This window comes from Pseudomonas sp. A-RE-19 (genome assembly GCF_019956555.1).
GTDB lineage: Bacteria > Pseudomonadota > Gammaproteobacteria > Pseudomonadales > Pseudomonadaceae > Aquipseudomonas.
The window spans coordinates 1-20,350 of the sequence record NZ_JAHBDQ010000032.1; the positions used below are offsets into that span (position 1 = coordinate 1).

General features: G+C 59.2%; 18 protein-coding genes. 6 read left to right on the plus strand and 12 right to left on the minus strand.

Annotated features, from left to right (window positions below; all coding sequences use genetic code 11):
* Positions 1 to 716, plus strand: a 716-nt coding sequence (locus KGB14_RS19355) for a 4'-phosphopantetheinyl transferase (RefSeq protein ID WP_223488330.1), incomplete at its 5' end; no start/stop codon positions are given.
* Between the two features lie 144 nt (positions 717 to 860).
* Here the strand turns inward: KGB14_RS19355 and KGB14_RS19360 are convergent.
* Both KGB14_RS19360 and KGB14_RS19365 read right to left on the minus strand, forming a co-directional pair.
* Positions 861 to 2,471 carry an ATP-binding protein gene (locus KGB14_RS19360; protein ID WP_223488331.1) on the minus strand — a complete coding sequence of 537 codons (1,611 nt, stop codon included), beginning with the start codon at positions 2,469 to 2,471 and terminating at the stop codon, positions 861 to 863.
* Positions 2,468 to 3,181: a response regulator gene (locus KGB14_RS19365; protein ID WP_223488332.1), complete on the minus strand. Its 714-nt coding sequence runs from the start codon at positions 3,179 to 3,181 to the stop codon at positions 2,468 to 2,470. Before KGB14_RS19365 ends, KGB14_RS19360 begins: the two co-directional genes overlap by 4 nt.
* Before the next feature lie 732 nt (positions 3,182 to 3,913).
* Between KGB14_RS19365 and KGB14_RS19370 the strand changes: the two genes are divergently transcribed.
* Entirely contained in the window at positions 3,914 to 6,808 is a 2,895-nt protein-coding gene (locus KGB14_RS19370) for a ribonucleoside-diphosphate reductase subunit alpha (RefSeq protein WP_223488333.1), read from the plus strand.
* Between the two features lie 261 nt (positions 6,809 to 7,069).
* Here the strand turns inward: KGB14_RS19370 and flgE are convergent, their stop codons facing one another.
* The 6 genes from flgE to KGB14_RS19400 all read right to left on the minus strand — a co-directional run bounded on the left by flgE (position 7,070) and on the right by KGB14_RS19400 (position 12,152).
* Positions 7,070 to 8,383, minus strand: a complete 1,314-nt coding sequence (flgE, locus tag KGB14_RS19375; protein ID WP_223488334.1) for a flagellar hook protein FlgE — start codon at positions 8,381 to 8,383, stop codon at positions 7,070 to 7,072.
* Positions 8,384 to 8,414: 31 nt separating this feature from the next.
* The gene (gene flgD, locus KGB14_RS19380) at positions 8,415 to 9,137 is read right to left on the minus strand and encodes a flagellar hook assembly protein FlgD (RefSeq protein WP_223488335.1); all 723 of its coding nucleotides are present in this window, start codon (positions 9,135 to 9,137) and stop codon (positions 8,415 to 8,417) included.
* A 16-nt stretch (positions 9,138 to 9,153) separates the two neighbouring features.
* Positions 9,154 to 9,597, minus strand: a complete 444-nt coding sequence (gene flgC, locus KGB14_RS19385) for a flagellar basal body rod protein FlgC (protein WP_007937507.1) — start codon at positions 9,595 to 9,597, stop codon at positions 9,154 to 9,156.
* Between the two features lie 3 nt (positions 9,598 to 9,600).
* On the minus strand, positions 9,601 to 10,008 hold the full coding sequence (gene flgB / locus KGB14_RS19390; RefSeq protein WP_007937506.1) for a flagellar basal body rod protein FlgB: 408 nt from the start codon (positions 10,006 to 10,008) through the stop codon (positions 9,601 to 9,603).
* Positions 10,009 to 10,345: 337 nt separating this feature from the next.
* A complete protein-coding gene (gene cheR, locus KGB14_RS19395; RefSeq protein ID WP_105346310.1) occupies positions 10,346 to 11,173 on the minus strand; it encodes a protein-glutamate O-methyltransferase CheR in 828 nt (275 codons plus the stop codon).
* A 46-nt stretch (positions 11,174 to 11,219) separates the two neighbouring features.
* The gene (locus KGB14_RS19400; protein WP_223488336.1) at positions 11,220 to 12,152 is read right to left on the minus strand and encodes a chemotaxis protein CheV; all 933 of its coding nucleotides are present in this window, start codon (positions 12,150 to 12,152) and stop codon (positions 11,220 to 11,222) included.
* A gap of 81 nt (positions 12,153 to 12,233) precedes the next feature.
* Between KGB14_RS19400 and flgA the strand changes: the two genes are divergently transcribed.
* The 4 genes from flgA (at position 12,234) to KGB14_RS19420 (ending at position 14,851) form a co-directional block, all read left to right on the plus strand.
* On the plus strand, positions 12,234 to 12,995 hold the full coding sequence (flgA, locus tag KGB14_RS19405) for a flagellar basal body P-ring formation chaperone FlgA (protein WP_223488353.1): 762 nt from the start codon (positions 12,234 to 12,236) through the stop codon (positions 12,993 to 12,995).
* A 177-nt stretch (positions 12,996 to 13,172) separates the two neighbouring features.
* On the plus strand, positions 13,173 to 13,499 hold the full coding sequence (gene flgM / locus KGB14_RS19410; RefSeq protein WP_223488337.1) for a flagellar biosynthesis anti-sigma factor FlgM: 327 nt from the start codon (positions 13,173 to 13,175) through the stop codon (positions 13,497 to 13,499).
* A 48-nt stretch (positions 13,500 to 13,547) separates the two neighbouring features.
* Complete coding sequence (locus KGB14_RS19415) at positions 13,548 to 14,015, plus strand: flagella synthesis protein FlgN (RefSeq protein WP_223488338.1); 468 nt, start codon at positions 13,548 to 13,550, stop codon at positions 14,013 to 14,015.
* An 89-nt stretch (positions 14,016 to 14,104) separates the two neighbouring features.
* On the plus strand, positions 14,105 to 14,851 hold the full coding sequence (locus KGB14_RS19420; RefSeq protein WP_223488339.1) for a flagellar brake protein: 747 nt from the start codon (positions 14,105 to 14,107) through the stop codon (positions 14,849 to 14,851).
* A gap of 63 nt (positions 14,852 to 14,914) precedes the next feature.
* On the opposite strand, the gene KGB14_RS19425 is transcribed toward KGB14_RS19420, so the two are convergent.
* The 4 genes from KGB14_RS19425 to KGB14_RS19440 form a co-directional block, all read right to left on the minus strand.
* Entirely contained in the window at positions 14,915 to 16,297 is a 1,383-nt protein-coding gene (locus KGB14_RS19425) for an MFS transporter (protein ID WP_223488340.1), read from the minus strand.
* A gap of 70 nt (positions 16,298 to 16,367) precedes the next feature.
* Positions 16,368 to 17,609, minus strand: a complete 1,242-nt coding sequence (locus KGB14_RS19430; protein ID WP_223488354.1) for a glutamine synthetase family protein — start codon at positions 17,607 to 17,609, stop codon at positions 16,368 to 16,370.
* 321 nt (positions 17,610 to 17,930) lie between these two features.
* On the minus strand, positions 17,931 to 18,623 hold the full coding sequence (locus tag KGB14_RS19435) for a sensor histidine kinase (RefSeq protein ID WP_223488341.1): 693 nt from the start codon (positions 18,621 to 18,623) through the stop codon (positions 17,931 to 17,933).
* Complete coding sequence (locus tag KGB14_RS19440; protein WP_223488342.1) at positions 18,620 to 20,224, minus strand: tetratricopeptide repeat-containing response regulator; 1,605 nt, start codon at positions 20,222 to 20,224, stop codon at positions 18,620 to 18,622. The genes KGB14_RS19435 and KGB14_RS19440 overlap by 4 nt, the downstream gene beginning before the upstream one ends.
* Positions 20,225 to 20,350 lie beyond the last annotated feature (126 nt).

Below are 20,350 nucleotides of genomic sequence, written 5' to 3' on the forward strand. Positions count from 1 at the left end.
TCCCCGCCCTACCCGCCTGCTGCACCCCACTCGACGCCCATTGGCCGCTGCCCTTTGTGCTGCCCGATACAGTCTTGTTGGGCACCCGCTTCGATACCACGCAACTGGCCAGCGATGATTTCCAGCGCAGCGCCATCGAGCCGCCCGCGAGCATCCAGCGTTCGGTGGCCAAGCGCCAGGCCGAGTTTCTCGCCGGGCGGGTCTGCGCTCGGGCCGCGTTGCAACATCTGGAAGGGCTGAGTTTCATTCCGGCGATTGGCGAAGACCGCGCACCGGTATGGCCGGCGCACATCACCGGCTCGATCACCCACAGCACCGGCCGGGCCGCGGCGATTGTCGCGAACAAGGCGCACTGGCGCGGCTTGGGGATGGACCTGGAACACCTGCTCGATGCAGAACGGGCCGAGCGCCTGGCCGGGGAAATTCTCACCGGGCCTGAGTTGCAGCGCATGGCTGGCGGTGCTCGCGATCAATTGGCGCTGTGGGTGACGCTGACGTTTTCGGTGAAGGAAAGCCTGTTCAAGGCGCTTTACCCGATCGTTCAGCGGCGCTTCTATTTCGAACACGCCGAAGTGCTGGAGTGGCGCGAGAGCGGTGAAGTGCGGTTGCGGTTGCTGACTGATCTGTCCAGTGAATGGCGCAGCGGCACTGAGCTGGACGCGCAATTTGCAGTGACGGATGGGCAGTTGTTGAGCCTGGTCAGTATCAAGGCCTGAGGATTCGTTGTGGTCATGCGGGCCTCATCGCGAGCAGGCTCGCTCCCACAGTTGATCTCTGTTGTTCACAAATTGTGTGTTCACAGGAGATCCAATGTGGGAGCGAGCCTGCTCGCGATGAGGCCCTCAAAAGCAACAAAGATCTCAACGCCTCTCCTGATTCCTCGGCCAGCTGAGACTGAAACAGGCCCCACCCAGGCTTTTGCTCTTGCCGATCAACGCTCGCCCGTCATGCCAATGGATGATTCGCCGCACAATCGATAACCCCAACCCATGCCCGCCCGAGGCGCGGGTGCGGCTGTCATCGAGGCGCAGGAACGGGGTGAAGATTTTCTCCCACGCGGTTTCCGGCACGCCTGGCCCGTCATCCTCGACATCCACCCGACAGCGCTGCTGCCCGACCTGATAACTGACGGTCACCCGGGAATGGGCGTGGCGCATGGCATTGCTCACCAGGTTCTGCAACGCTCGGTGCAAGTAACGCGGCTCGGCCTCGACCCAGGCGTCATCACAATCGGCGGCCGACAGGCACAAACCGCGCTGCACCGTGACCTCGGCGCGCAGTGGCGCCAGTTCTTCGATCACCTGATTGACCAACGCATCCAGATCGATCCGCTGAAAATTCAGCGCCGGCGAACCCTGCTCCAACCGCGCATAAGTGAGCATCTCATCGACCAGCCGATCGAGGTCCTCGATGTCGTGGTCCATCCCTTCGCGGTATTTCTCCAGCGCCTCTGGCGTGGCGGCCGAGCCGATCATCTCCAGGCCAAAACGCAGGCGCGCCACTGGTGTGCGCAACTCGTGGGACACGGCGCGCACCAGTTCTCGCTGAATCGCCAACAATTGCTGCAAGTGCTCGGCCATGCCGTTGAACGCCGAGGCCAGGCGCCCTACCGAGTCCGCACCGCGTGCCGGTACGCGGGTTTCCAGGCTGCCCTTGGCGATGCGCGTGGCGGCGGCTTCCAGCCCGCGCAACCGGCGCTCGAGTTGACGCACCAACAGATAGACGATCAAACCGATCAGGCTCAGGCCGAGGGCCGCGATCAGCACCAGCCACTCAGGCGGGTAAGGATTCATCTGATACAACGGGCCGATTTCCAGCACCCAGGGTGTACCGACCATGCCGGCAAACACCCGGATCGAATCGCCGCCCTTGCCCAGCGCCATCACCGTATCGCCTTCGGATACGCGGCGGCTCTGGTCTTCGTCCATGTCGGCCTGATCGACCGTGACCAACTGCAGATCGAAGCCGAAGCCCTTCTCTTCCTTTAACTGCGCCAGACGCTTGGGCTGCTCGGCCACCGGGTAACGCACCAGTTCATCGGCCAGCAGGTAAATGGTCGCCCGCGCCAGTTGCTCGCTGATTTGCTGGACTTCCCCCGTGAGCACCAGTTGTTCCTTGTCGCTGACCAAGCGATACACCTTGGCCGCATGCGGGCCGGTCTGCTCCACCAGTGCCTGGCCGCGCAACACGCGGGTGCGCTGGGTAAGGTCGAGGTCGGTCTGGGGGAACGTCTTCAGCGCCAGCGGAATCCCGAGCAAGCGCTCCCACACCAGCAACGCCCGATGGCGTTCGGTTTCGTTCATCGGTTGCAGGTTGTCGGCCATCAGCGAGAATGTGCCGTGAGCCAGGCGCTCGCGGTATTGCTCGCTACGCACCTGGTTAAGCAGGTGCAGGGCCAGCACGCCGAGCACGGCCACCAGAATCAGCGCCGCGCACATGCCGCCGTAGATGCGCAGGAAGATCGAGTTCACAGGGTGCAGGCTTGCGGAACGAACAGATAACCTTTACTGCGAATGGTTTTGATCAGCCGCGGATGCTCAGGGTCATCGCCGATCTTGGGGCGGATGCGCGAGATGCGTACGTCGATGGAACGGTCCTGGCCGTCATAACCGATACCCCGCAGCGCGGTGAAAATTTCTTCGCGAGACAGAGTCCGCCCGGCGTTGGCCACCAGCAGCCAGAGCAAATCGAACTCGGCGCTGGTCAACTCGATGCCTTGGTCATGCAGCCAGGCCTCGCGCAACGCGTTGTCCACCACCAACGGGCCGAACTGTAGCCGCCGTTGTTTTTCCGGGGCCACTTCAGGGGTTTCACTGCGCCGCAGCAGGGCCTGGACGCGCGCCAGCAATAAACGTGGACGCACCGGTTTGCAGACGTAATCGTCGGCACCCAGGTCCAGGCCAAGAATCTGATCGGTGTCGTCGGTGCGCGCGGTGAGCATCAGGATCGGGCCGTCATACTTGTCGCGAACCTTGCGGCAAATGCTCAGGCCATCTTCGCCCGGGAGCATCAGGTCGAGGATCACCAGGTCCGGCTTCTCCTTGATGATGCGTGCCGCGGCAAGAGCGCCGTTGCCCTCGATCGACACGCGCAGGCCGTTGGTTTCCAGATAATCGCGAGTCAGCTCCGCCAGACGCTGGTCGTCCTCGACAATCAATACCTGCCAGGCTTCTTGCTCCACGATGACCTCTGCTTGCCAACACCACTGATAGGAAGGATCCACCCGTCTTTTTGTAATGATAGGGGAGGATAAGAATGCAGCTGCGTTGGCCGATTGTATAAACGTCGCTCACCGAGAACACAAGCCGGTAAATGCGTTCGGACATGGCGGTTTTTTGTGATAGGGTTCGCGCCCTTAAAAATCCGGCCGGACGTTTTCGATCATTGAAAATCGATGAAAAATCATCCGCTCCAGCAGCGTCGCGGCTTACACGCTCGTTCCACCTTTCACACACAATTTACGCACAGGTTTATCCACAGGTAGTACGTTGCAACACCCCCCAAAACGCATTATCTTGTAGCACGGCGCTAAAAAAACCCTACATGTAGGGTTTTCACTCAAAAGCCCAACCACATTTCAGACCAGAAACTCAAGCGCTTTATTGCCTGTTTATGGTTGAACCAAGCGTGATTTTACAAGCCCAAACCGCATGCGCGGATGGCACCGTTTTTTCAGGCTTGAACGGCCAGAACGGTACGGGTGTTGCAGTCACTACTGTCACCCTGAAAGGAATCCGGTTTCGAGCCAAGGCTCGCAGCCAAAGACTTCGGCAAGGAAGCGGCATCATTAGCCTTTTTCCTACTGTCCCGAAGTGGTTATGCCCGACGCCCGTCGGTTGTAGTGCTTCAGGACAGAACGGTGGGCACCGTGATGGTGCCCAAACAAACATAGAGAATGTGGAGACAACCCCCCATGCAAACCGACACAACTCGCGAGAACCCGCAGGGCACCTTGCCGCAGGCCGCCGATTCGAATTCGGATCTGTCCGCCACCGCGCCTGGCCAGCTGCGCGTGATCAAGCGTAACGGCACTGTCGTTCCTTACACCGATGACAAGATCACCGTCGCCATCACCAAAGCGTTTCTCGCAGTTGAAGGCGGCACCGCTGCCGCCTCGTCGCGAATCCACGACACCGTTGCCCGCCTGACCGAACAGGTCACCGCGACCTTCAAGCGTCGCATGCCGTCGGGCGGCACCATCCACATCGAAGAAATCCAGGACCAGGTCGAACTGGCCCTGATGCGTGCCGGCGAGCAGAAAGTGGCGCGCGACTACGTGATCTACCGCGACGCCCGCTCCAAGGAACGCGCCGTACGCAGCACCACCGAAGAGCCGGTACAAGCGCACCCGTCGATCCGCATCACCCGCGCCGATGGCAGCCTGGCGCCATTGGACATGGGTCGCCTGAACACCATCGTCACTGAAGCGTGCGAAGGCCTGGAAGAAGTCGACGGCGACCTGATCCAGCGCGAAACCCTGAAGAACCTGTACGACGGCGTGGCCCTGACCGACGTCAACACCGCCCTGGTGATGACCGCCCGTACGCTGGTCGAGCGCGAGCCGAACTACTCGTTCGTGACCGCCCGCCTGCTGATGGACACCCTGCGTGCCGAAGGCCTGAACTTCCTGGGCGTCGCCGAGAGCGCGACCCACCACGAAATGGTCGACCTGTATGCCAAGGCGCTGCCGGCGTACATCGCCAAAGGTATCGAATTCGAATTGCTGAACCCGGTTCTGGCGTCCTTCGACCTGGAAAAACTCGGCAAGGCGATCAACCACGAGCGCGATCAGCAGTTCACCTACCTGGGCCTGCAAACCCTGTACGACCGTTACTTCATCCACAAGGACGGTATCCGCTTCGAACTGCCGCAGATCTTCTTCATGCGCGTGGCCATGGGCCTGGCAATCGAAGAGAAGAACAAGGAAGACCGTGCGATCGAGTTCTACAACCTGTTGTCGTCCTTCGACTACATGTCCTCGACCCCGACCCTGTTCAACGCCGGCACCCTGCGTCCACAGCTGTCGAGCTGCTACCTGACCACCGTGCCGGATGACCTGTCGGGCATCTACCACGCGATCCACGACAACGCCATGTTGTCCAAATTCGCGGGCGGCCTGGGTAACGACTGGACGCCGGTTCGTGCGCTGGGTTCGTACATCAAGGGCACCAACGGCAAATCCCAGGGCGTTGTACCGTTCCTGAAAGTGGTGAACGACACCGCCGTCGCCGTTAACCAGGGTGGCAAGCGCAAAGGCGCTGTCTGTGCCTACCTGGAAACCTGGCACATGGACATCGAAGAGTTCATCGAACTGCGTAAGAACACTGGTGATGACCGCCGTCGTACCCACGACATGAACACCGCCAACTGGATCCCTGACCTGTTCATGAAGCGCGTCTTCGATGACGGCCCGTGGACCCTGTTCTCGCCATCCGAAGTTCCGGATCTGCACGACCTGACCGGCAAGGCCTTCGAAGAGCGTTACGAGTACTACGAAGCCCTGTCCCAGTACCCAGGCAAGATCAAGCTGTTCAAGACCATCCAGGCCAAAGACCTGTGGCGCAAAATGCTGTCCATGCTGTTTGAAACCGGCCACCCATGGCTGACCTTCAAAGACCCGTGCAACCTGCGCAGCCCGCAGCAGCACGTGGGCGTGGTTCACAGCTCGAACCTGTGCACCGAGATCACCTTGAACACCAACAAGGACGAGATCGCCGTTTGCAACCTGGGCTCGATCAACCTGCCGAACCACATCACCAACGGCAAGCTCGATACCGACAAGCTGCAACGCACCGTGAACACTGCCGTGCGCATGCTCGATAACGTGATCGACATCAACTACTACTCGGTGCCGCAAGCGAAGAACTCCAACTTCAAGCACCGTCCGGTAGGCCTGGGCATCATGGGCTTCCAGGACGCTTTGTACCTGCAGCACATCCCTTACGGTTCCGACGCTGCCGTCGAGTTCGCCGACAAGTCCATGGAAGCGGTCAGCTACTACGCGATCCAGGCGTCCTGCGACCTGGCCGACGAGCGCGGCGCTTACGAGACGTTCCAGGGTTCGCTGTGGTCCAAAGGCATCCTGCCGCTGGATTCGCAACAGATCCTGATCGAGCAGCGTGGCCAGAAGTACATCGACGTTGACCTGAACGAATCCCTGGACTGGGCACCGGTTCGCGCCCGTGTGCAGAAAGGCATTCGTAACTCCAACATCATGGCCATCGCACCGACCGCGACCATCGCCAACATCACTGGCGTATCGCAGTCGATCGAACCGACTTATCAGAACCTCTACGTGAAATCGAACCTGTCGGGCGAATTCACCGTGATCAACCCGTACCTGGTTCGCGACCTGAAGGCTCGCGGTCTGTGGGACTCGGTCATGATCAACGACCTGAAGTACTACGACGGTTCGGTGCAGCAGATCGAGCGCATTCCGCAAGAACTCAAAGAGCTCTACGCGACTGCCTTCGAAGTGGACACCAAGTGGATCGTCGACGCCGCCAGCCGTCGTCAGAAGTGGATCGACCAGGCTCAATCGCTGAACCTGTACATCGCCGGCGCTTCGGGCAAGAAGCTGGACGTGACCTATCGCATGGCCTGGTACCGTGGTCTGAAAACCACTTACTACCTCCGTGCCCTGGCCGCAACCAGCACCGAGAAGTCGACCATCAACACCGGTAAGCTGAACGCTGTTTCCAGCGGCGGCAACCACGGTGACGACTCGGTCCTGGCAGCCCCTGCCGGCCCTGCTCCAGTGCCGAAGGCGTGCGCCATCGACGAGCCGGATTGCGAAGCTTGCCAATAAGCTGAGCCGGTAGGCGCCGCGAGGCGCTTACCTGAAACCCCCGATGAGCCTCTGGCTTGTCGGGGGTTTTCTTTTGCCTGCTTTAAGGTCAAAAGATCGCAGCCTCGCTTCGCTCGACAGCTCCTACATTGACATGCGATCCCTGTAGGAGCTGTCGAGCGAAGCGAGGCTGCGATCTTTTGATCTTGATCTTTATCTATCACCCACAAAAAAGCCCCTCTTGCGAGGGGCTCCTTGTGAAGCGCTACCCACTGACCCGCATCAAGTCATCTGAATGATGGTCTGCATGATGGTGCTCTGGGTGGAGATGGTCTTGGCGTTCGCCTGGTAGTTGCTCTGCGCCTTGATCAAATCAACCAATTCGTTGGTCAGGTTGACGTTGGACTCTTCCAGGGAGTTGGACACGATCGAACCCAGGGTGCCGGTCTTCGGCGCATCGACACCGGCCACGCCGGAGGCGAAGGTTTCTTTCCAGCGAGTACCGCCCACTGGCTGCAAGCCTTGCTCGTTGGCGAAGCTGGCGACTGCAACCTGGCCGATGGCCTTGGTTTGCTGGTTGCTGAAGTTGGCGGTCATGACGCCGCTGGTGTCGATGGTCAGGCTGGAGATCTGACCGGTGGCGTAGCCGTCCTGGTATTGGGCGGTACGAGCGGTTGGCGAGTTGTAGGACGTGGTCAACGCCATGTTGAATGCGATGCCACCAGTGGCAGCGACGGAACCGTTCGGACCCCAGGTCACAGGAGTCGTTGCAGCGTTGGTCACAGCACCAGGCACCCAACCGGTCATGGTCAAGGTGTTGCCAGTCTGGGTCCAGCCAGCACCCGCCGTCAGCGTATTGATGCTGCCGTCGGAGTTGAAAGTGATGTCAGCGGTGATCGCCACCGGAGGCGTGGTTGCAGGGTTGGCCGGGGAGCGACCGTCCATGTAGGTATAGACACGCCAGGCATTGGTACCCGTTTTCACGTAGTACTGATCCATGGTGTGCTCGTTACCCTGGCTATCGTAGACCTTGGTGGAAATGGTCTTGTTATAGCTGTTGGTATCGGTCGGGCTGAACGGAGCTACGGTCGGTGTTGTTTCCGCCGAGTTCAGGTTCATCGTCTGATCGACCTTGGTCGTCGGGTTCGGCTTCAGACTCGACGTATCAATCTTCAAGTCAGTCAACACACCGTTGATGATCTTGCCGTTGGCATCGACGCCATAACCCTGCAGACGGTTGCCGTTGTTATCAACCACATAGTTTTCAGCATCGGTCTTGAACGCACCGGCACGGGTGTAGCTCAGGGAACCGTTGTCACTGAGGATGAAGAAGCCGTTGCCCTGGATGCCCATGTCCAGCACGTTGCCGGTGTTGTTCACGTCGCCCTGGCCGAACTGCTGGGAAACGTTGGCCAGACGCACGCCGTTGCCGACGGTCTTGCTGCCGGTACCCAGGCGAGTGGCCGAGTACACGTCTTCGAATTCTGCACGGGACGATTTGAAACCGGTGGTCGCGACGTTGGCGATGTTGTTGCCGGTCACGTCCAGTTGTTTGTTGGCTGCATAGAGACCGCTAAGGCCGATATTGAAAGACATATTCCACTCCTTTGTGCCGTGTTAGTCGGCTCTATATACCAATGGTTTGTACTTTGGACAGGGCAACGCTGCCCAGGCCCGCCAGGTTCAGCATCAACTCACCGCCGCTCTGGCTGATGGTCACGCTGTTGACCGTTGCCGGCAGGTAAGTAATCAGTGAGGTGTTCGTGCCGTCGATGGTGGTCGTTGCGCCGAAGGTGTAAGTACCCGCCGGTGCCACCGCGCCCGAACTGTCCTTGCCATCCCAGATGAAACTGGCGTTGCCGGCGCTTTGACTGCCCAGGTCGAGGGTGCGGATGACCGTGCCTGCCGAGTTGGTGATCTTGACGGTGGCGGCGGAAACCGATGTCGGCACCACGACGGTACCGTTGAGGCTCTTGGTGGTATCGACTACTGCTTTGTCGGTCTGCGCGATGACCGAACGGCCCACCAGCGAAGAAGCCTGCAAGGCTTGCGAGGAGTTGTAGTTGCCGGCAATACCGCTGACGGTATCGTTCAGCGTGGTGATGCCTTCCAGGCTACTGAACTGGGCCAACTGGGCCACGAACGCGCTGTTGTCCTGAGGATCGAGCGGGTTCTGGTTCTTCAGCTGGGTGACCAGCAATTGCAGGAACGCGTCCTTGCCCAGCGACTGACTGCCGGTGGCACTGCTGGTCGCTGCAGCCAAACCGTCAGTGGAAGTTTTGGTCTTGACCGAAGAATTGGCCAGGACATCCTTGATGCTTACGCCGCTGGTGGTATCGGTAACACTCATCGAAAGTCGCCCCTTATCACTGACCGAGGGTCAGGACCTTCTGCATCATGGTTTTGGCGGTGTTCATCATTTCGGCGTTGGTCTGGAACGAACGGCTCGCGGAAATCATGTCGGCCATTTCTTCGACGACGTTGACGTTCGGGTAGTAGACGTAGCCCTTGGCATCGGCGGCCGGGTGATTCGGCTCGTAGCGCGCTTCAAGGTTGCTCTGGTCTTCGACCACGCCCAGCACTTGCACCCCTTGACCGGCCGCGTCCTGGTTCTGGAACAGCGAATCGCTGCCGCCGCTCTGGCCGCCCTGGAACATGGTGGCGAACACCGGGTGGCGGGCACGGTAGGTCTGGTCGATGCTCGACGAGACGGTTTCGGCGTTGGCGATGTTCGAGGCCACGGTGTTCAAGCGAGTGGTCTGGGCACTCATGCCGCTACCGGCAATGTTGAAAACACTGGATAGAGACATGGATTACTCTCCGCGCAGGGCTGACACCAGCCCTTTGAATTTACTGTTGAGCAGGGTGAAGCTGGCCTGGAAGTTGACCGCGTTTTCCGCGTAGTTCGACTGTTCCAGTTGGGCGTCCACGGTGTTCTGGTCAATCGACGGTTGCATCGGCGTGCGATACATCAGCGACTCGTCGCCATTGCCCAGGCCTTCAGCTTCGATGTGACGGCTGTTGGTCATGCTCAAGGCGAACTTGCCGTTTTTGGTTTTCTCGTTCTGCTCGGCGAGCACTTTCGAGAAGTCCAGATCCCGAGCCTTGTAGTTCGGGGTGTCGGCGTTGGCGATGTTGTTGGCCAGGACTTCGGCACGCTGGGCGCGGAAGCCCAGGGCTTGTTCATGGATACCGAGCGCTTTATCGAAGCTGATGCTCATGTCGGGAAACCTTCGGGTGACCTGATTTTTCGTACGATGGACATAGCAAGCGGCGTGCCAATTAAAAAAAGCCCATAAACCGGGGCTTTGCGGGGAGAGGCAAGGCGGCAATGCCAGAAAAGCGGCAACCGATTTCCGCCGCCTGCCGCTTTTCTGCCGCTTTCTCACGGGCAACACCTACCCCCTGTAGGAGCTGCCGCAGGCTGCGATCTTTTGATTTTGCTTTTCAAGATCAAAAGATCGCAGCCTTCGGCAGCTCCTACGTGATGCAAAAGCACCAGGCATAAAAAAGGAGCCCCGAAGGGCTCCCGTTTTTATATGCCTGGCGCTTTTTGCATCACTTCGCCTGGTAAATGATCCCCGGGCTGCACTGAACCATCTGGTAATGATCCGGCAAACCGTTCAGCGCTTCGGACGCGCCAAGGAACAGATAACCGCCGGGCTTGAGCGTGCTGTGAATGCGCAACAGGATGTCTTTCTTCACCTCGGCGGAGAAGTAGATCAGCACGTTGCGGCAGAACACGATGTCGAACTTGCCCAGGCTCGCGTAACTGTCCAGCAGGTTGAACGAGCGAAATTCCACCCGACTCTTGATCGGCGCCTTGATGGCCCAGCGCCCCGGCCCTTTCGGGTCGAAGTAACGCTGAAGGCGCTCGGGCGACAGACCGCGGCCGATGGCCAGGCTGTCGTACTCGCCGGTCTTGCAGTTGGTCAACATGGTGCCGGACAGGTCGGTGGCAACGATCTGCACACCCATCTTCAACTGGCCCATGTTGACCCGCTCGAACTCATCGATGGACATCGACAGCGAATACGGTTCCTGCCCCGACGAACACGCCGCCGACCAGATCCGCAGGCGCTGACCGGGGCTTGCCTTGATCGCTTCAGGCAATACCTTGTTCTTCAAGACTTCAAACGGATAGGTGTCACGAAACCACAGGGTTTCGTTGGTGGTCATGGCATCCACCACCATCTCGCGCAAACCGCTGCGCGGCTGGGTCTGGATGCGCTGAACCAGCTCACCCAGCGATTTGATGCCCTGCTGTTCCATCAGTTTGTTGAGACGGCTCGAGACCAGATATTGCTTGTTTTCACCGAGCAAAATGCCACAGGCTTTTTCCAGGAAGACCCGGAACTGTTCGAAATCCAAATTACCCGTAGACAAAGATGCCGCCTCTTAAATCGTGTTGACCGCCAGGGGCAAAAGGCCCCTAGCTGTTATCTGCTGCTTTGATCCGGTCGACTACCCGGGATGCCAGGTCATCAGGACGGAATTTGGCCAGGAAGTCATCGGCACCGACCTTCTTGACCATCGCCTGATTGAACACACCCGACAACGAAGTATGCAGGATGATATGCAGCTTTTGCATGCGTGGGTCGCTGCGGATCTCGGCCGTCAGGGTATACCCGTCCATCTCCGGCATCTCGATGTCGGAGATCATCATCAGGAACTCTTCTTCCGGCTTCTTGCCCTCGTCGACCAGCTTGCGCAGGTAATCCAGCGCTTGCCGACCGTCGTTCAACGCCACCACTTCGACACCGACCGTTTGCAGGCAACGGCTCACCTGCTTGCGCGCCACCGACGAGTCATCGACCGTCAATACTCGCAAGGACAATGCCTTGTGCTGAGTTTCGACATCCACCACGCCCACCGAAATAGCTTCCGGTGTCGGTGCCACTTCCGCCAGCACCTTCTCGACGTCGATGATTTCGACTAACTGATTGTCGACCCGAGTCACCGCCGTCAGGTAGTGATCGCGCCCCGTGCCCTTGGGTGGCGGATGAATCTCCTCCCAGTTCATGTTGACGATGCGCTCCACCGACCGAACCAGGAAACCCTGAGTCTTGGTGTTGTACTCCGTGATGATCACGAAAGGATTGCTTTGATCTTTCAGCGCTCCGGAACCGGTCGCCATCGCCAGGTCCAGAATCGGAATGGTCGCCCCCCGAATATTTGCCACACCGCACACGACAGGACTGGACTTGGGCATCAGGGTCAGCTTGGGGCATTGCAGCACCTCACGAACCTTGAACACGTTGATCCCATACAGCTGCTGGCCGTCGAGACGGAACAACAACAGCTCAAGGCGATTCTGCCCTACCAGTTGCGTGCGCTGGTTCACCGAATCCATTACACCAGCCATGCCCAGACTCCTACACCAACGCTAAGTGTGTTGCGACGCACATTCATCACTAAACGGCACGGCGCTTGCTTTTTAACTCTTATGAACACAGAACCGACATTTTTCCGACGCCTGACATCAACCTGCCGCACATTACTGTGCGCGATGTCGGCCGTTTGCCTGTTCAACGCTGGCAGCCCTGCCCTTGCTGACGCAGTTACCTTGCCTGACATGCTTATCGGCGTCACTCAGGGCTTTCTTGAATTCACCGTAGAAGACTATCTGGCCACGAGTCAAACGCAAGGACGCTACGAAATCGAGGTCAACCAGCTCGATCCGCGCCTGCGCATGCCCATGTGCGACAAGGAATTGACAGCCACCCTTGAGAGCCCTGCGCGGCCTCTGGGTCGGGTCACGGTCAAGGTTCGCTGCGAGGGCGCCTCCCCCTGGACAGTCTTCGTACCCGCTCAAGTGAAGCTGTTTCGCGACATCGTGACGACCACTCGTCCCCTCAAGCGCACAGGGATTATCGAACCTCAGGACGTAACCCTGCGCGAGCGCGATATCAGCCTGATAAACCAGGGTTTTCTGACTTCCGTCGATCAAGCGATCGGGCAGAAACTTACCCGACCAATGGTCGCCGATCAGATCATTACCCTGGTGCACCTAGAACAAGCAGAGGTGATTCGCAAGGGCGATCAGGTGGTGATTACCGCCCGCAGTGGTACGCTCAGTGTCCGTATGCCGGGTGAAGCGCTGTCCAATGGCGGCATGAGCGAACAGATTCGGGTGAAAAACCTCAACTCCCAGCGGGTCATCAAGGCGCAAGTCACCGCGCCCGGCCAGGTGGAAGTTTCTATGTAAGCGGCCATGTAGAGTCTCTGTTCGTGAAGAGATGGCGCTGCCCGAGGCTGTTGCCTAAACTGTGCCGCATGCAGGACATGCGCTGGCGCATGCAAGCTCATTGATAAATGGGCCTAAAGTTTTTTGGGAAATAGCCGAAAACATGGCAAGCGTCCAAATACACAGAGGTTTTTTGTCATGGTCATCGATTTCAGTCGTTTAAACAGCTCCTCGTCACTTACGGGCAGTACACGTACCAGCGTTGCCAGGGAAACCGCCGAAGCCGGCCAATCCGCACCGCTGAATACCCCGGCCGAACAGGCCAGTACCACCAAAAGCGGGGAATCGGTACACCTCAGCAATGAGGCTCAACAGTTGCAGAAGGTCACTGACAAGCTGCGCGATCAGCCTGCCGTCGACAATGCCCGCGTGGCCGAGTTGAAAGCAGCGATTGCCGATGGCAGCTATAAAGTCGACAGCAACCGTGTAGCCAGCAAACTGCTCAACTTCGAAGCCCAGCGCTAGGCCACGGCCCGCGCCAGGCTTTTGGACGCTTAAAACCCAAGGCCAGCCATGCACGACACTCATTTACTGCAACTGATCATCGACGACTTTGCCCCGGCGCAACACTTGCTGGAGCTGCTGCAAACCGAGTCCCTCGCCTTGCACGGTCGCGACATGCCACTGCTCGAAGAGATTCTGGCGCAGAAACAGGCATTGATCATTTTGCTCGAACAGCATGGCCGCAAGCGCAGTGAAATCCTCGCCAGCCTCAACCTGCCGACCAATCGCCAGGGCCTGGAACAACTGGCCAGCCATTCAAGCATCGGCGAACAGTTGCTGGCACAGAGCGATGTACTGACCGACCTCCTGGCCCAATGCCAGGCCACCAATGTCAATAATGGCCAGTCGATCCTGGTGCAACAGGCCGCCACGGCCAACCAGTTGAAAATCCTCACCGGCGGCGAGCCGCCAGCGCTCTACGATGCCCGCGGATCAACCTCCAGGCTTGCGAAGCCGCGCCCGCTCAGTCAGGCTTGAACCTTTCAATGAGCACGCCCTATCAAGACGCGAAACATGCTGGCAGAATACTGGCCAGTAGTCATATTTTGTCTGGAGATTGATGCCCCGTGTTCAATGCCTTAAACGCGGAAGATGCTCCGCAGCCACCCAAGGTGCTCACCACGCCCCTGGAAATCTCCGGCAACCTGCGCCAGCTGCAAGATAGCCACGACCCGTTGATCATCACGTTCCACGAGCGCAGCCAGCGCTTCCAGAGTTATCTGGTGGACGTCGACCGTGACAGCAATCGGATCGCCCTGGACGAAATGATCCCTCGCGATGGCGAACGCTTCCTGCTGGCCGGCGAACCGTTCAAGGTCGAGGGTTTCCACGACGGCGTACGCATCGCCTGGGAAAGCAATGGCCTGCTGACCATCGATGAATCCGGCGACGGCCGTTGCTATCGCGGCGCCCTGCCCAATGAGGTGGTTTACCACCAGCGCCGCAATGCCTTTCGCGCGGCATTGAAGCTGGCACAACTGGTCGATGTCGAACTGGGCGGTGACAAACTCAAGTCGCCCATCAGCGGCAAGCTGCTGGACATCTCCGCCACCGGCTGCAAACTGCGCTTCGAGGGCGACATTACTGCCCGGCTGCAACTGGGCCAGGTCTACGACCGCTTCATCGCCGCCCTGCCTTTCGGCAGCATGACCGCACCGCTCGAGCTGCGTTACCTGCACTTCGAAGAAAAGATCAACACCACCTTCGCCGGCGTACGCTTTCATAACATGAGCGGCCTGGTGCAGCGGCAAGTCGAGCGGTTCGTCTATCAGCTTCAGCGCGAAGCGCGGCGCTTCGACAAAGACGACTTCTGATACGCCACGCACATAAAAAACGGGCAGTCCCTTGCGGTGACTGCCCGTTTTTTTATGCCTTGATCAAGGCCTCGCTTCGGTGAAACTTTGCTCGCGTCCCGCGTCAGGGTCTTCTGAATCTATATCGATTTCAGCTTCTGATTCAGGCTCGACATCCGGCTCCAGATCAGCCTCCGGGTTGACCGGATTCTGCATCTGATCCTGCACCACCTGCTCATCGACTCGCGGGTCGAGGCAAGCGACCAGTGGCGAACTGGACATACTGTCTGGCATGGCTACGTGATGCAGCGGAGCATCGTCCACCTGATGCAGGTTGGTGACCGCTTTCGGACGGATTCGCCACACCAGCACCAAGGCAAAGAAGCTGAAGAAGGCATAGAGCATCTGACTGCCGAACAGCTTCATCAACACCCCGGCCACCAGCGGCCCGATACTCGCGCCGACACCGTAGGTCACCAGCAGCATCGCCGTCAGCGACACCCGACGATCACCCTCGACATGGTCGTTGGAGAACGCCACCGCCAACGGGTACAGGCAGAACTGCACCAACGAGCAGAAAAACCCGGCGATGAACAGCACTTCCAGCGGCACCTGCCGCATGATCGCCAGCGGCAACGCCGCCAGTGCCAGGCTAAACGCGAAACAGCGGATCAACAGCGCCCGGTCATAGCGGTCCGACAGCCAACCCAACGGCCACTGCACCACCAGGCCGGCAAAAATGCAGCTACCCATGAACAGGCCGACCTGTTCGGTGGACAATCCTTGCTGGGAGGCATACAGCGGCGCCAGACCGTAGAACGAACCGACGATCAACCCTGACCCCAACACCGTGCTCAACGACTGCGGCACGCGCTTGATGAAGAACCGTGGCTCCATCGGCGCCGGGTGCAAAGGCGCCGGGTGAATCCGCCGCGTCAGGGCCACCGGTACCAGGCACAGGGCGAAACACAGTGCGACCAGCATCAGCAGTTCCAGGCCCAAGCCCGGGTGCATGACCAGAATCAGCTGACCCAGCACCAGCCCCAGGTACGAGGCGATCATGTAGCCACTGAACACCACGCCACGCTGCTTGGCTTCTGCCTGCTCATTGAGCCAGCTTTCGATCACCATGTACTGACACATCATGCCCAGGCCGACGATCACCCGCAGGAACAGCCACGCGGGCAGCCAGTCCACCAGGCCATGGCCCAGCACTGCCGCGCCGACAATCCCGGCGCAGGCTGAATAAGCTCGAATATGCCCGACCCGGGCAATCAGCCGGTGGCCGATCTTGCCGCCCAGCACCAGACCAAAATAGTTGGCCGCCATCAATGCACCGACCCACAGGCTGTCGACTTTATCGGCCGCCAGGCGCAGGGCAAGGTAAGTACTCAACAGACCCGAGCCGATCAACATCATCAGCGAGGCAAAATAAAGCCCCCGAAAAGATTTCAAGATTTGGCGCATCGGCGTTCCGAGCGGCTCCTTGCAGTGAGTATCGGGCTATCGACAACGATAGCCCGACGGCGACGGGTCGTCAGGCCTGGGCTGCTAGAACACGCCGTTCCCAGGGAGTAATTTCATCAAAGAAGCTGGTCAACTCCATGGTCTTCGAAGCGATGTAGCCTTCGATGAACTCCTTGCCGAACAGTTCCTTCGCCAATTGGCTACGTTTCAGACGTTCAAGAGCGGCATGCAAGGTACACGGCAACGAAAGATTATCCGGCACAACGAACTCACCCTGGATCGGCTCGCTTGGCTCCAGTTTGTTTTCAATACCATACAACCCCGCGGCCAGGCTCGCGGCAATCGCCAGATACGGATTGGCATCGGCCCCCGGCAAACGGTTTTCGACCCGACGAGCGACCGGTGAGCTAGCCGGAATGCGCAGTCCGGCCGCGCGATTGTCGTGGGACCAGCAGGCATTATTCGGCGATGCGAAAGGATGGCACAGGCGCTGATAGGAGTTCACGTTCGGCGCAAACAGCGCGGTGAAATCCGCAAGGCCGGCCTGCTGACCGCCGATGAAATGACGGAAGGTCGCCGTCGGCTCGCCGGCCTTGTCGCTGAACACGTTACGCCCGGAGCCGATCTCGACGATGCTCTGGTGAATATGCATCGAACTGCCCGGCGTGTGAGCCAACGGCTTGGCCATGCAGACCACGGTCAGGCCATGCTTGAGCGCCACTTCCTTGAGCAGATGCTTGAACAACAAGGTCTGATCGGCCAGCAGCAACGGATCGCCGTGCAGCAGGTTGATCTCGAACTGGCTGACACCCATCTCATGCATGAAGGTATCGCGCGGCAAGCCCAGCGCCGCCATGCATTCATAAACTTCATTGAAGAACGGCCGCAAGCCGTTATTGGAGCTGATGCTGAACGCCGAATGCCCGTCCTCGCGCCGGCCGTCCAGGCCCAGTGGTGGCTGGAAGGGTTGCGTCGGGTCAGGGTTGGGCGCGAAGACGAAGAATTCCAGCTCGGTCGCCACCACCGGCGCCAGACCGAGAGCCGCGTAGCGAGCGATCACAGCCTTGAGTTGACCGCGGGTCGACAGGCGCGAACTCTCGCCGGTCAGCTCGTCCGCATCGCAAATGGCCAGCGCCCGAGGTTGCTGGCTCCAGGGCAAGCGGTGGATCTGCGCGGGATCAGGCACCAGCGCCAGGTCGCCATCATCACTGCCGTAAAAGCGCGCCGGTGGATAGCCACCCATGATGCATTGCAACAGCACTCCCCGCGCCATCTGCAAACGCCGCCCTTCGAGGAAACCTTCGGCGGTCATTACCTTGCCGCGTGGTACGCCGTTCAGGTCCGGCGTGACACATTCAATCTCATCAATGCCCGTCAATCGCTGCGCGAGTGAACGCTGGCCATCGGTTGTCATGACGCAATCCTTGTTGTTGTGCGAGCCGCGAACGGCGACCCGTACAAAATAGGCTCCGGCTGTTCGGAATATCAAGCAGCGGCAAACAAAAAGGCACAGGAATATTCCTGCCCTGACAACACCGTCCTCGTAGGAGCTGCCGAAGGCTGCGATCTTTTGATCTTGAAAGGCAAAATCAAAAGATCGCAGCCTTCGGCAGCTCCTACGGGGGGGGGGTATTCAGGGGAGATAGAGGCTGAACACGCCGCCGCCCAAGGGGCCGCCGTTGCTGATTTCGGTGCGTCCACCCACGCCATTGCGCTGGTGAAGGGCGGCAATCCGTCCGGCAAAGTACAAGCCCAGACCGGTGCTGCCGCTGCTGTGATTGATGCCTTGCACGTAATCGGCCTGACGCTCGATCATTTCGGCGGGATAGCCCTCGCCATCATCGTTGATGGTCAGCACCAGTTGCCCGGCTTCATCGCTGACGCTGATCAACAGGGCATGGCGAGCGTAGCGAATGGCGTTGTTGATGCAATTGGCGAGCACTGAGGCAATCAGCTCCCGATCGAAGAAACCCAGCGGGCTCAACGGGTCCACTTCATAGGTCGCGATAATGCCGCGGCTGGCGAACACTTCCTGATGAGAAGCCAGTTGCGCCTCAATGAAGTCATCCAGCTCATGGTAGGCCGGCTGCAGCGGCATCTGGTTGACGCCGAGTTTGTACAACCCCAGCAACTGCACCAGCATGCCATTGAGGTGGGCAAACTCGAAGTCGATCACGCTCTGCTCCGGGGTGTGCTGCTCAGGATCGGGCAAGCGCGCCAGCCATCGACTGTGCGCCTGCATCAGCATGGCCAGAGAATTTTTCATGTCGTGCACGGTGGAGGCAATCACCGTGGAAAAGTCGAGTGACGGTTCGCTGTCGATCATTCGCCGAACGCCTTGATTTTCAGTTTCTGGTAGCGCGAATAACGCGCGTCGGTATCAGGCATCAGGCCGACCGTTTTCAGGCAGGCGCGACATTCTTCCAGTTCGGCCGACGGCACGCTGGTGTCGGTGCCATGCAGCAGCGACTGAGCCATGTTCAGGGCAATACTGATGTTCTTCGGTTGCAGCGCCAGGGCTTTGCGGAACACATCCCGGGCCTCCACCAGATTGCCGGTCTTGTACACCCGCACGCCCTGGCGGTTGAGATCGGCGGCGGCATTGCCGGAGTTGAGGATGGTCGGGTCGTCGGTCAGCTTGGCGATGCCTTTCATCACGGTCGGATCATCGCCGTAGATTTCCGCGCAGTTTTTCAGCATCGACGCGCCGGCACTCGCCTGCCCGAGCATTTGCAGCTGCTTGGCCACCAGCAGCGCCGCTTCGGCACTCATGAACTGCTCCATGCCATCGAGGCGCATCATCGCTTGCTCGGTGAGCTTCTCGGCGGTTTCGGCATCGTTGAGCAGCAGGCTGGTAGCCTTCATCAGTCGCGCACGAATTTGCAGGCCTGGATCGGAAGGGTTCTCCTTCGCCACCGCGCTCAGTGTGGTGTTGATTTCAAGACGGGTCCGGGTGTCCAGACCCTTCTCGCTGCCTTTGCTGATCAAGGCATGGGCCAGGCCGAGGTTGCTTTCCGCATCCTTGAAACGCGATTGCGCCCCTTGGGCCACGGCCTGGCGATAGGCTTTGGAGGCGGTGTCGAAATCCTCGTTGGCCATCGCCAGCTTGCCCAGCAACGCTTGGCGACGTACCGCCAGCGGCGACAGGCGAATGGCCTCTTCCAAGACTTTCTGCGCCGCCTTGGTATCGCCTTCGGCGACCAGCACATCGGCCATGCCGTCGTAGAGAGCCGGCATCATCGGGAAGACTTTCAAGGCTTTTTCGTAAACGCCTTTGGCCTGGCTGACCTGGCCGCGCTTGAACAACAACTGGCCCAACCCGGCAAACGCCCAAGGCAATGGCCGATCAGCAATGATGCTGTCGTAGAGACGCTCCAGCGCTTCGTTCTGGTTCAAGTCGCGCAACGCATCGGCGCGGTAACGCAGGCACAGCGGCGAATAACGGATGTCCTGTTTGCACAGGGCGATGCAGGCATTGAGCACTTCAACCGGTTTGCCCCGGTCAAGGGCTTTCAGGATCGGTTTGAGCAACGTCTTGCGCTGCTCCAGTCGTTCCAGGCGCTGGGCCAGACCGGAACGGTTGAACGGTTTGGTCAGGTAAGCATCAGGCTCATGTTCCAGTGCACTGAGCACCATGGCCTGGCTGGTTTCGGCGGTGACCATGACAAACACGCTTTCATGGCTGATCAGTTTCTCGATCATCAGGTCTTCAAGCACCTGCTGACCGTTCTTCTTGCCATCGCCCAAGTGGAAATCCTGCAGGATGAAGTCATAGGACTTCTGCGAGCACATGCGCAGCGCCTGCTCGCCGGTATCGGCGGTGTCGACGTCCTTGACGCCCAGCTCCCGCAGCATGGACCTGACGGAACTGCGGAAATCCGAGAAATCATCGACGATCAGAAAACTCTTTTGGTGATACGACAGCATCGAAGATTTCCAGGCAATTTAAGAAGAACAACCCAAAGGCAACGACTGCGAGTTTAGCTTGGCGGCCTTTCAGGCGCGCAGATGATAGCGGGAGGCCATCGGCTATCAAGCAATTTCGCACAATCT

Coding starts and splice junctions, on each gene's coding strand:
- flgD (WP_223488335.1), bottom strand. CDS start 9,137: ATGAGTGTTACCGATACCACCAGCGGCGTAAGCATCAAGGATGTCCTG.
- KGB14_RS19425 (WP_223488340.1), bottom strand. CDS start 16,297: ATGCGCCAAATCTTGAAATCTTTTCGGGGGCTTTATTTTGCCTCGCTG.
- flgE (WP_223488334.1), bottom strand. CDS start 8,383: ATGTCTTTCAATATCGGCCTTAGCGGTCTCTATGCAGCCAACAAACAA.
- KGB14_RS19435 (WP_223488341.1), bottom strand. CDS start 18,623: ATGATCGACAGCGAACCGTCACTCGACTTTTCCACGGTGATTGCCTCC.
- flgA (WP_223488353.1), top strand. CDS start 12,234: ATGAACACAGAACCGACATTTTTCCGACGCCTGACATCAACCTGCCGC.
- KGB14_RS19415 (WP_223488338.1), top strand. CDS start 13,548: ATGCACGACACTCATTTACTGCAACTGATCATCGACGACTTTGCCCCG.
- flgM (WP_223488337.1), top strand. CDS start 13,173: ATGGTCATCGATTTCAGTCGTTTAAACAGCTCCTCGTCACTTACGGGC.
- KGB14_RS19430 (WP_223488354.1), bottom strand. CDS start 17,609: ATGACCGCCGAAGGTTTCCTCGAAGGGCGGCGTTTGCAGATGGCGCGG.
- KGB14_RS19370 (WP_223488333.1), top strand. CDS start 3,914: ATGCAAACCGACACAACTCGCGAGAACCCGCAGGGCACCTTGCCGCAG.
- KGB14_RS19440 (WP_223488342.1), bottom strand. CDS start 20,224: ATGCTGTCGTATCACCAAAAGAGTTTTCTGATCGTCGATGATTTCTCG.
- flgC (WP_007937507.1), bottom strand. CDS start 9,597: ATGTCTCTATCCAGTGTTTTCAACATTGCCGGTAGCGGCATGAGTGCC.
- flgB (WP_007937506.1), bottom strand. CDS start 10,008: ATGAGCATCAGCTTCGATAAAGCGCTCGGTATCCATGAACAAGCCCTG.
- KGB14_RS19400 (WP_223488336.1), bottom strand. CDS start 12,152: ATGGCTGGTGTAATGGATTCGGTGAACCAGCGCACGCAACTGGTAGGG.